This window comes from Chitinolyticbacter albus (assembly GCF_024437655.1).
Taxonomy (GTDB): Bacteria; Pseudomonadota; Gammaproteobacteria; order Burkholderiales; family Chitinibacteraceae; genus Chitinolyticbacter; species Chitinolyticbacter albus.
Map to the genome: position 1 here is coordinate 1 of NZ_JANBVF010000034.1, position 10,280 is coordinate 10,280.

Consider the following 10,280-nt stretch of genomic DNA (forward strand, 5'->3'; position numbering starts at 1 on the left):
TCGGCACTACTGCCCTGCCCGCACTGCGGGCGGGCATTCAGGCCTTTTTAACGAACTCCGATTTGAGCTTCATCGGTCCAATGCCGTCGATTTTGCAATCGATATTGTGGTCCCCATCGACAAGCTTTATGTTCTTTACCTTGGTCCCCACTTTAACGACCAGGGATGTGCCTTTAACCTTCAGGTCCTTGATCACAGATATGGTGTCACCATCGGCGAGCGTGTTGCCGTTTGCATCCTTCACGACCAATTGAGCGTCGTGCTGATCACTTTCCCCCGCCTTCCATTCATGACCACACTCAGGGCAGATCAGCAGCCCATGGTCTTCGTATGTAAAGCTTGAATTACAGCTTGGGCAGTTTGGTAAATCACTCATCTATCAATTCTCTGAATAACGATTTTGGCTAACGCTGTAATAGGGCACCACACCCCCGTCCGTGGGGCAGCCCCGCCATGCGGGCGGGGCTAAGTAACACAACAACGCCGACCAAGCGTAACACCACGGTGGTCGACGCGGCCTTCCCGGGCCGGCGCTGGCGCACGCTGTGGATCGCGAGCCTGGGCTACGGCCTCGTCGCTAACCTGCCGCCACGCCTGCCACGGCTGACCGAGGACGAGGCCGTGGTGTTCCGCTAAGCAGGCTTGCCGCTCGGCCTGTGCGCAATGCAGCAGCGCCATGCGCACCCTGCTGCAAAACACGCAGCCGTGCACTTGGCTTTCCAGCAGTGCTGCGGCTTGCAGCCTGGAACGGGCCTTGCTGAATGGCGGCGTCCACACGCACAAGGTCCCGCAATGAGCATCCCCACCACCCGTTTTGGCCGCACCGGCCTCGTTGTTTCCCGCCTTGCCCTCGGCACCATGACCTTCGGTCTGCAGACCGACGAAGCCGTCGCGCAGCGCATTCTGGATAAGGCGGTAGACGCCGGCATCAACCTGATCGATACCGCCGATGTCTACCCGTTGGGCGGCGATCTTTCCACCACCGGCCGCACCGAGGAAATCCTTGGCCGCTGGCTCAAGGGCCGCCGCAGCCAAGTGGTGCTGGCGACCAAGGCCGTCGGCAAGGTCGGGCCGCACAGCTGGAACCAGGGCGCCTCGCGCAAGCATTTGGTCGAGGCCGTCGAAGCGTCGCTCTCGCGCCTTGGCACCGATCATATCGACCTCTACCAGCTGCACTCGGACGATGCGAACACGCCGCTCGACGAAACGCTGGCCGCCCTCGACGATCTGGTGCAGAGCGGCAAGGTGCGCTACATCGGCGTATCGAACTTCCTCGCCTACCGGCTGGCCCGCGCGCTGGGTAAACAGGAAGCGAACCGGCTGGCCCGCTTCGTCTCGGTGCAGCCACGCTACAGCCTGCTGTTCCGCGAGATCGAGCGCGAGCTGCTGCCGCTGGCGCAGGAGGAAGGCCTCGCCGTGATCCCGTACAACCCGCTGGCCGGCGGCCTGCTCACCGGCAAGCACGCCCTTGGCGCGCCGACCGAGGGCACGCGCTTTACGCTGGGCAAGGCAGCCGAGCGCTATCAGGACCGCTACTGGCACGAGCGCGAGTTCGCCACCGTGGCCGCGCTAAAGGCAGCGGCCGACGAAGCCGGTGTGTCGCTGACCACCGCCGCACTCGCCTGGGTGCTGGCCAACCCCGTCATCACCGCGCCGCTCTTGGGCGCCAGCAGCCCGGAACAGCTCGATGCCACGCTGGCGGCCGCCGAGTTCAAGCTCGATCCGGCGCTGAAGGCGCGCTTCGACGAGATCACTGCCGACTACCGGCGCGGCGACGCCACGCGCTGAACGCGGCAGCCCCGACCGTGGCGATCACGCTTTCCAAGGATGAACGCAGCGAGGCGCTCACATCGATCGAGCGCTATTTCCGCGAAAACATGGAAGCGCCGATCGGCAACATCGCCGCGATCGGCCTGCTCGGCTTCTTCCTCGAGGAGATCGGCCCCGCCATCTACAACCGCGCCGTCGCCGATGCGCAGGAGCGGTTGGCGCAGCGCGTGGCCGATCTCAATTACGACGTCTACGAGGAAACCTTCCCCTACTGGCGCAAGTACGAGCGCACACCGCGAAAGCGAACCTGACCCGTCCGTGCCGCCAATGCGGCAGGGCCACCCCACCTAGGAGCACACACATGACCCAGCAACGCCAGCTCGGCCATTCCGGCCTATCCGTCTCGCTCGTCGGCCTTGGCACCAACAATTTCGGCGGTCGGCTCGATCTCGAAGCCTCGCGCCGCGTGATCCACAAGGCGCTCGACGTCGGCATCAACTTCTTCGATACCGCCGACGTATACGGCAACAAGGGTGGCTCGGAAACCATCCTTGGCGAGGTGATCGGCAGCCGTCGCCAGGATGTGATCCTGGCGACCAAGTTCGGCAACCCCATCGATGAAGCCGCCGGGCTCAAGGGCACCTCGCGCCGTTACCTGTTCAACGCCGCGGAAGCGAGCCTGAAGCGCCTCAAGACCGACTGGATCGACCTCTACCAGATCCACAAACCCGATCCGGCCACACCAATCGAGGAAACGGTGCAGGCACTGCACGACCTGGTTCGCGCCGGTAAGGTGCGCTACGTGGGGCTGTCCAATTTTGCCCCGTGGCAGATCGTCGAGGCGCAGCGGGTGGCTAAGGAACTGGGCGCCAGCCCCTTTATCACCAGCCAGGACGAATACAGCCTGCTGCACCGCAAGCCCGAAGGCCACCGCGCCGAGGTGATCGAGCGCTACGGGCTGTCGCTGCTGCCCTTCTTCCCGCTGGCGAATGGCCTGCTCTCGGGCAAGTACAAGTGCAACGAACCGGCGCCGGATGGCACCCGCCTCGCCAGTTCGAGCAACCTCGCCGAGCGCTACCTGACCGAACGCAATCTGGGCGTCGCCGAGCAACTGGGCCGCTACGCCAATGAGCACGGCCACACGCTGCTGGAGCTGGCGTTCAGCTGGCTGGGGGCCAAACCCTTTGTTGGCAGCATCATCGCCGGCGCTTCCACGCCGGAGCAGGTCGAGGCCAACGCCCGCGCGGTGAGCTGGCAGCTGAGCAGCGAGGAGCTGGCGCAGGTGGATGCTATCACCGCGCAAGGCTGACGCCGCTTGGAACGCAGCATTCTTTGGTGAGGGATGCTGCGTTTTCATTAGCCGCCGCCGCGACCGGTCACGATTTTTCCGGGCCTCCTGTGTAGCTAATCAGTCAACGGCAGGCCAATGGTAGTCTCAGGCGAATGAGTACCCCTAGCTGAAAGCATTTTTATAGCCTCTTCGAGTTGCGTATCGCGGCCCGTCACGGTGCCTTCTATTTTTGACGACAACGTGACATCTGGAATTACCCCAATATCGGAAGTGGCTTCACCGTTGGGGCGCCTGAACAAAGCAGTGGTCAGACTCAGTACATCGTCGTTCTTCAACGAGAAATTTCTGGAGATCGAGCCGAACCCTTGAGTTCGCTCTCCCAAAATAAGAGCACGTTTGTGATCTTGAAGCGCAGCAGCAACAATTTCCGAGCATGCCGCTGTGTCCTTATTAACGAGCACCACCATAGGGAGCGTTTTAATGTGCTGTGGAAGATGCGCCAGAGGGTTTGCGGCCCCCGGGCGCACATAGGAGTCTGGTGAGGCGACAAGGCGTAATTTGCTGTCCCCCGTTCTACCTATGGTTTCTACGACCAATAGATTATCTGCAAGAAACGCCGATGCAACGCCAACACATGATGGCAATAAGCCACCACTGTTATTTCGGACATCGACAATTATCCCGTAAACAGGACCTCCGTCGTTTTTCAATGATCGTAACATGTCTCCTAAATGCTCCAAGGTTTTCACACCAAAGGATCTAATTTTTAGATGCGCATAATGAGACGGCAACATATAAAAATCAATTGACGGCACTTTAACCACCTCTCGGATCAACTCGACTCGATTGGTCGCTGACACACCGGGGCGCTCTAAGGAAAGCGTGACTGAACTACCCGCAGCTCCCCGCAACTTGCGCACTACTTGGGCATTCGTTAATCCTTTAGTCGAAACACCGTCGATGCCAGTCAATAAATCACCAACCTCTAATTTCGCCCGCGCCGCAGGCCCTTTTTCTAGCACTGAAACGATCTTTGGTATTTCATCTTGAATTTTCAATTCAAGACCCGCCCCCGCAGCCAATGCCGGCGATTGCGACAGTTGATCCTCATCACGATCAATACGATAAGAACGACGATCCAGAGCCATCAACATTCCGTCCACACAAGAATTCGTTCGTTTCCTCACGAAATTCTTAGGTCGTGCTTTATTGCCCATAGAAATTGCTTCGACGATATCTTTTAGCGAAAGATCAGCATCAAACCCGGGCGTCACACCTGACCCAAAGTCTAAACCGCGAAGGCAGCCCGCTATCAACTGCTGATTGTCAACGGGAGAAACAAACTCACGCCCAACGATTGCAATTACCTCTGCAATTCGTGCCAACCCCTCGTCACCAGGGGAGTAAATTGAAATATTACTTTCCAATGATGCATTTGCCTGTCTCACACTCGCCGAATCTCGACCGCCCAAATTTGCAACCAGCTTTATTTCCCTTTCAATATTAGAAGCCCGCTCCTCATCACTTGGATGCGTTCTTAGAAATAGCGGCCGCTCTGAACGAGATAAACTTGAGATGGAACGAAAAAAACGAGACGCACCGCGTAAATCATAACCAGCGTGCCTCATATACTCCAAACCTAGACTATCTGCTTGACGCTCCTGATCTCGACCAAATGAAGCCCCATAAAATGCAGCACTAAAACTCGCCTCATCCTTTATTCCATAGCCTAACCGACCACTAAAATTATTGGGGTTTAGCTCTCGTGAGAACTTCATCATCTTCGCAAGATAATGCTGTTGCAAACCGTGGCTTTTAACAACATGCCCCAGTTCATGCCCCAATACAAATGCATAGGCATCAAGATCATCACCTAACAAATCCAACACCGACGTGGTAACGACTATCTGACCGACGCCATCCTTAACAAACGCAAAAGCATTAGGCGCATTATCACCTGAGTAAACTAGCCAAAGCTTTGAAGAAGTCCCTGCCATCCGCTCTAGACGCTCTAGTGTTTTCAGAATACGCTTTACTCTTGCCACATCAACCACATAAACGACGTTTTCTTTATCGTCGAGCAAAGCACTCAATTCGCTACTAGTTCGCGTAATTGCTTCGGCGCCCCAAAGCAACGGCTTAGGCGCCGCAGAAAATGAGCACACCGACGACAAAGCAATACTTAGAAATAAAAAAGTACTTGCCACACAATTATTCATAGAAAAATTCATATTGATTTCTAATCAATCAATTAAACGTATTTCCACTTCAGAGAGATACAGGTCAGAATCCCTCGAGAAATACAATGTAGAGGTCCACAAAACAGCCAAACAGTTTGACCCGCTCAGAGCCGCTATCTCGCTCCGTTCGTTTTGAGCGGAGGGTGGAAGCAATTTTTCATCAACCTTCGCCTCAGCTGACTAGCTATCAACTCCCGCCAATCATGCAAACAGCAAGGCTGCCATATTCTAACCAGTGAGATGATCACGGGCACCAGAATAGGCGATTCCATGCGACCAGAATTTTCAACCGCGGATTGCTGCCCACCCACAAACCCATCTGGGCCTCAGGCAGGAAACAGGTTCAAGCCAGGCTCGGCGAGTGGATGTGCCGCGAGGTAAACCGGCCGTTGCAGACCGAAGTTTCCTGTCCGACCTCCAGCCCATCAAGCACCACCGGTCCGGCCCCCCACCGCCTCCACCTGGTGAAATAGCAGCAATCTGCTGCTGATATCGAATCAAATCCACGCCCGCAGTGCGGTAGTTAGCCGCGTTGCCGCGTGGCATGGCTCTTGCTCGATGTGCAGCCTTCGCGGCCGCGCCGCACTCTGCCCACGAGCACAACCATGAGTCAACGCAAGCTGCGCCTCGGCGCCTTTCTGCCCGGTGCCGGCCACCACGTCGCCGCCTGGCGCCACCCGGCCGCGCAGGCCGATGGCGGCATCAATCTACAGCACTACATCCACATCGCCCAGACGGCGGAGCGCGGCCTGTTTGACGCGGTGTTCCTGGCCGATGGCCTCGCCGCCGGCATCGGCAATGGCGGCCCGGAAGGCAAGAATGCCTGGGGCGGCAGCTTCGAGCCGGTGACACTGTTCTCGGCGCTGTCGGTGGTCACCGAGCACATCGGCTTTATCGCCACCGCCAGCACCACCTACGAAGACCCATACATCCTGGCGCGCAAGTTCGCCTCGCTCGACCATATCTCGGGCGGTCGCGCCGGCTGGAATGTGGTCACCACCGGCTCGTCGGCCGCCGCAGGCAACTTCGGCCTCGACAAGCACCCGGATCACGCCGATCGCTACGAGCGCGCGCACGAGTTCGTCGACGTGGTGAAGGGCCTGTGGGATAGCTGGGATGACGATGCCTTCGTGCGCGACAAGGATCGCGGCCAGTTCTACGAGCCGGCGGCGCGCCACGAGCTCAACCATGCCGGCAAGCACTTCGCCGTGCGCGGGCCGCTCAATGTGCCGCGCCCGCCGCAAGGCTATCCGGTGATCGTGCAGGCCGGCTCGTCCGAAGCCGGCAAGGAACTGGCGGCCGAGACCGCCGAGGTGATCTTCACCGCCCAGCAGACGTTGGAGGAAGCCCAGGCCTTCTACGCCGACGTGAAGGGCCGGCTGGCGAAGTACGGCCGCATGCCGGACCAGCTGCGCATCATGCCGGGCGTGTTCCCAGTGGTAGCCGCCACTGAGGAGGAGGCGCAGGAGAAATACCAAGCGCTGCAGGATCTGATCCTGCCCGAGGTGGGCCTGGCGCTGCTCTCCGGCCTCGTCGGCGGCATTGATCTTTCCGGCTATCCGCTCGACGGCCCGGTGCCGGAGCTGCCGGGCACCGAGAACATGAAGAGCCGCCAGGCACTGATGCTGGATATCGCGCGCCGCCACCACTTCACGCTGCGCCAGCTCTACCTGTGGGTGGCCGGCGCGCGCGGCCACTGGACGCTGGTGGGCACGCCCGCGCAGATCGCCGACCAGCTGCAGAGCTGGTTCGAGAACGGCGCCGCCGACGGCTTCAACATCATGCCGCCCATCCTGCCCTCCGGGCTCGACGATTTCGTCGCGCTGGTGGTACCCGAGCTGCAGCGCCGTGGCCTCTATCGCACCGAATACGAAGGCCGCACGCTGCGCGACAACCTGGGTCTGGCCCGGCCCGCCAGCCGCTACGCCATCACGCCAGCAGAAGCCGTTCCTGCCTGATCAGAACCGGGGCGGCCGAGCCGCCCCACGGAGTCCCCCATGCTGTTTCGTACCCTCGCCGCCACCCTTGTCAGCCTGCTGCTCTCCGCGCCATTGCTGGCCGATACCCTGCCCAAGGTGATCCGCATCGGCGTTTCCACCGCCGGCATCGGCAACCCGCCACGCGTGTCCACCGGCTGGACTTCAGTCGCGCAGGTGAACCGCTATGTGGAGTCCGAGTTCGCCAAGGATGGCGTAAAGGTTGAGTGGATCTTCTTCAAGGGCCAGGGCCCGGCGGTGAACGAGGCCATTTCCAACAACCAGCTCGACTTCACTACGCTGGGCGATCTGCCCGCCATCATCGGCCGCGCAGTCGGGCTCGACACCCGCGTGGTACTGGCCGGTTCCACGCGCGGCGACGTCTACGTGGCCGCCACGCCACAATCGGGTATCACCGACATCAAGGGGCTGCGCGGCAAGCGCATCGCCTTTCACAAGGGCACCGCCACGCAGCTGGCGGTGAACCGCATCCTCACCGAGCACGGCCTGACCGAGCGCGACGTGAAGGTGGTGAACATGGAGCCGGCCACGTACAAGGCGGCCTTCCTCGCCGGTGATGTGGACGCGATCTTCAGCACGCTGGATCTGATAAAGCTCGCCGATGCCGGCAAGGCACGCATCATCTACACCACCAAGCAGAACCCGGCTGCCACCTCACAAGGCTTCGTGCTGGTGAACCAGAAGTTCGCCCAGGCCTACCCGCGGGCGACGCAGCGCGTGGTGAACGCGTTGGTGCGCGCCGCCTATTGGGCCGGCGAGCCGGCGCACCGCGACGCCGTGTTCCAGCTGTGGGGCTCGGCCGGCAGCATTGCCGAGGCCACCTATCGCCGCGAATACGCCAACATTCCGCTGTCACACCGGCTGAGCCCGCGCATCGACGAGTTTGTGATCGCACGCGCGAGCCAAGGCGTGGCCGACGCCCACAAGTACAAGCTGATCCGCAAGCCGTTCGACGTGCGCGCCTGGTTCGATTCCCGTTACCTGGAAACCGCGCTCAAGGAACTGCAGTACACCGAGGCCTGGCCGCGCTTCGATGCCGGCGGCAAGCTGGTGGCGGCGGGCAAGTTGCAGCCGGCGAGCTGACGCCTGTTTCCGGCCTTTTCACGACAGCGTGCGGGCACGATGCCGGTGCGCGGTATGGCCCGCAGCATGAATCCCGCGCGCGGCTTGCAACGCGGCAACGCGCCGGCCGTGCCGCGAAAAGATCGTAAACAGGCGCTGAGGCCACTGCCCGTGACCGAAGCGCTACACTCGCACCTTGAGCACGCCAGAGCCCCCGTAATGTGGAACCCCGATCTCTATTTGCAGTTTGCCGATGAACGCGCGCGCCCCTTCCAGGATCTGGTCGCACGCATCAATGTCGCGGCGCCCCGGCGAGTGATCGATCTGGGTTGCGGGCCGGGCAACCTGACAGCCACGCTGGGCCGACGCTGGCCGCGCGCGCAGATTGAGGGCTTCGATTCCGACTCCGCCATGGTCGCTGCGGCACGGCAGCGCGGCATCGAGGTTCACCAATTCGACGCGCGAGACTGGACGCCGCCGCACGATGTCGACGTGATCATCAGCAACGCGGTGCTGCAATGGATACCGGGCCACGACGCGCTGCTGGTGAGCTGGTTGCAGGCCATGAGCGCCGGGGCCTGGCTCGCTTTCCAGGTACCCGGCAACTTCGGCGCGCCATCGCATCAGGTACTCGACCAGCTGGTGCACAGCGCCACCTGGCGTGATGCGTTGCTGCCGCACTGGCGCCATAACCCGGTGCTGGAGCCCGCCGATTACGCCCGGCTGCTACTGGGCACCGACAGCGATATCGACGTCTGGGAAACAACCTATTTGCACGTGCTCAGCGGCGAGCACCCGGTGTACACCTGGCTATCGGGCACCGCACTGCGGCCGCTGCGCGCCGCACTCGACGACACGGCCTGGGCCGATTTCACGGCAGAGCTCAAGCCCGCGCTGGCGAAGGCCTACCCGCAGCGCGATGGCGTCACGCTGCTGCCCTATCGCCGATTGTTTGCGGTGGCGCGCAAGCGCTGATTCTGGCTGGCGGTTGGTCTCGCCGCCCGGCGCCGGCTATGCTGGGCAACCTGCCCTTGCAAGGATGCCCGATGCGCGAGACTCCACCCTGCCGCCTGCGTGGGCGCACGAACGCGACCGAATGCCTCGGCTGACCATGAGTCAAACATTGTTCGAAGCATCGTGGCGCGATTGCTGGCCTGCCCTTGGCGCCACTGGCGACGGACTGGCCGTTCGAGAAGCGTTGCTGGCGGCCTATGCCGAGCCGCAACGGCACTACCACACGCGCCAGCATCTGGCCGAGTGCCTCGCGCTGCTGGCCCGCTATCGTGATCTTGCCGATGAGCCGGCCGAAATCGGGATCGCGCTATGGTTCCACGACGCGATCTATGACGTGAAGGCCAGTGACAATGAGGCGCGCAGCGCCGAGTGGGCCGCACGCGAGCTCACCGCTGCCCGCGTTGGATCGGAACGGGTGGCGCGGGTACAGGCGCTGATCCTCGCCACCCGGCACGATGCGGTGCCGCAAGAGCACGATGCCCGACTGCTGGTCGGCATTGATCTGGCCATCCTCGGTGCCACGCCCGAGCGGTTCGCCGAGTATGAGGCACAGATCCGTGCTGAATACGCCTGGGTGCCCGGCCCCCTCTTCCGCCGCAAGCGTCGCGCGATACTCCGGGCGCTGCTGGCACGCTCCCCGCTCTATGGCACGCCTGCGCTGCAGGCGCAATTCGAAGCCAGTGCGCGCAGCAATCTCGCGGCGGCAGTGCGGCCCCGCACGCTGTGGCAGCGATTGCTCCAACGTGGCTGATTGCACTAGCCAGGCTTGCTGCTGGTGTTCGCACAACCTGTATTGCATCGATGCGCGGAACGCAGCATGTCGCGGCTCGGTGCCGAGCTCAGGTCGGCGCTGGCACATGCCTATCTGTCCAGTCCCGGACGATTAACTACGCGCTTAACAAATAA

General features: G+C 61.4%; 10 protein-coding genes. 8 read left to right on the plus strand and 2 right to left on the minus strand.

All coding sequences use genetic code 11. The annotated features are described in order from the left end of the window. Positions 1-37 precede the first annotated feature (37 nt). Entirely contained in the window at positions 38-376 is a 339-nt protein-coding gene (locus tag NLI84_RS15970) for a zinc ribbon domain-containing protein YjdM (RefSeq protein ID WP_255991672.1), read from the minus strand. A 77-nt stretch (positions 377-453) separates the two neighbouring features. On the opposite strand from NLI84_RS15970, the gene NLI84_RS15975 reads away from it, so the two are divergent. The 4 genes from NLI84_RS15975 to NLI84_RS15990 all read left to right on the plus strand — a co-directional run bounded on the left by NLI84_RS15975 (position 454) and on the right by NLI84_RS15990 (position 3,079). After that, positions 454-636, plus strand: coding sequence for a hypothetical protein (locus tag NLI84_RS15975; protein ID WP_255991673.1), 183 nt, complete (start codon positions 454-456; stop codon positions 634-636). A gap of 156 nt (positions 637-792) precedes the next feature. Then, entirely contained in the window at positions 793-1,788 is a 996-nt protein-coding gene (locus tag NLI84_RS15980) for an aldo/keto reductase (protein ID WP_255991674.1), read from the plus strand. 17 nt (positions 1,789-1,805) lie between these two features. Further along, a complete protein-coding gene (locus NLI84_RS15985) occupies positions 1,806-2,081 on the plus strand; it encodes a DUF2164 domain-containing protein (protein WP_255991675.1) in 276 nt (91 codons plus the stop codon). A 50-nt stretch (positions 2,082-2,131) separates the two neighbouring features. After that, positions 2,132-3,079 carry an aldo/keto reductase gene (locus NLI84_RS15990; protein ID WP_255991676.1) on the plus strand — a complete coding sequence of 316 codons (948 nt, stop codon included), beginning with the start codon at positions 2,132-2,134 and terminating at the stop codon, positions 3,077-3,079. A gap of 95 nt (positions 3,080-3,174) precedes the next feature. Here NLI84_RS15990 and NLI84_RS15995 read toward each other — a convergent pair whose 3' ends face one another. Continuing rightward, entirely contained in the window at positions 3,175-5,292 is a 2,118-nt protein-coding gene (locus NLI84_RS15995; RefSeq protein WP_255991677.1) for a S41 family peptidase, read from the minus strand. 614 nt (positions 5,293-5,906) lie between these two features. On the opposite strand from NLI84_RS15995, the gene NLI84_RS16000 reads away from it, so the two are divergent. The 4 genes from NLI84_RS16000 (at position 5,907) to NLI84_RS16015 (ending at position 10,125) form a co-directional block, all read left to right on the plus strand. Then, positions 5,907-7,259 carry an LLM class flavin-dependent oxidoreductase gene (locus NLI84_RS16000; RefSeq protein WP_255991678.1) on the plus strand — a complete coding sequence of 451 codons (1,353 nt, stop codon included), beginning with the start codon at positions 5,907-5,909 and terminating at the stop codon, positions 7,257-7,259. 39 nt (positions 7,260-7,298) lie between these two features. After that, positions 7,299-8,381, plus strand: coding sequence for an ABC transporter substrate-binding protein (locus NLI84_RS16005; protein ID WP_255991679.1), 1,083 nt, complete (start codon positions 7,299-7,301; stop codon positions 8,379-8,381). A 198-nt stretch (positions 8,382-8,579) separates the two neighbouring features. Further along, entirely contained in the window at positions 8,580-9,335 is a 756-nt protein-coding gene (locus NLI84_RS16010) for a trans-aconitate 2-methyltransferase (protein ID WP_255991680.1), read from the plus strand. A 136-nt stretch (positions 9,336-9,471) separates the two neighbouring features. Continuing rightward, the gene (locus NLI84_RS16015) at positions 9,472-10,125 is read left to right on the plus strand and encodes an HD domain-containing protein (RefSeq protein ID WP_255991681.1); all 654 of its coding nucleotides are present in this window, start codon (positions 9,472-9,474) and stop codon (positions 10,123-10,125) included. Positions 10,126-10,280 lie beyond the last annotated feature (155 nt).

Bases quoted from the DNA above. Each gene is read 5' to 3' on its own strand.
- NLI84_RS16005 (WP_255991679.1), top strand. From the start codon at position 7,299: ATGCTGTTTCGTACCCTCGCCGCCACCCTTGTCAGCCTGCTGCTCTCC.
- NLI84_RS15995 (WP_255991677.1), bottom strand. From the start codon at position 5,292: ATGAATTTTTCTATGAATAATTGTGTGGCAAGTACTTTTTTATTTCTA.
- NLI84_RS16000 (WP_255991678.1), top strand. From the start codon at position 5,907: ATGAGTCAACGCAAGCTGCGCCTCGGCGCCTTTCTGCCCGGTGCCGGC.
- NLI84_RS15970 (WP_255991672.1), bottom strand. From the start codon at position 376: ATGAGTGATTTACCAAACTGCCCAAGCTGTAATTCAAGCTTTACATAC.
- NLI84_RS16010 (WP_255991680.1), top strand. From the start codon at position 8,580: ATGTGGAACCCCGATCTCTATTTGCAGTTTGCCGATGAACGCGCGCGC.
- NLI84_RS16015 (WP_255991681.1), top strand. From the start codon at position 9,472: ATGAGTCAAACATTGTTCGAAGCATCGTGGCGCGATTGCTGGCCTGCC.
- NLI84_RS15990 (WP_255991676.1), top strand. From the start codon at position 2,132: ATGACCCAGCAACGCCAGCTCGGCCATTCCGGCCTATCCGTCTCGCTC.
- NLI84_RS15980 (WP_255991674.1), top strand. From the start codon at position 793: ATGAGCATCCCCACCACCCGTTTTGGCCGCACCGGCCTCGTTGTTTCC.
- NLI84_RS15975 (WP_255991673.1), top strand. From the start codon at position 454: ATGCGGGCGGGGCTAAGTAACACAACAACGCCGACCAAGCGTAACACC.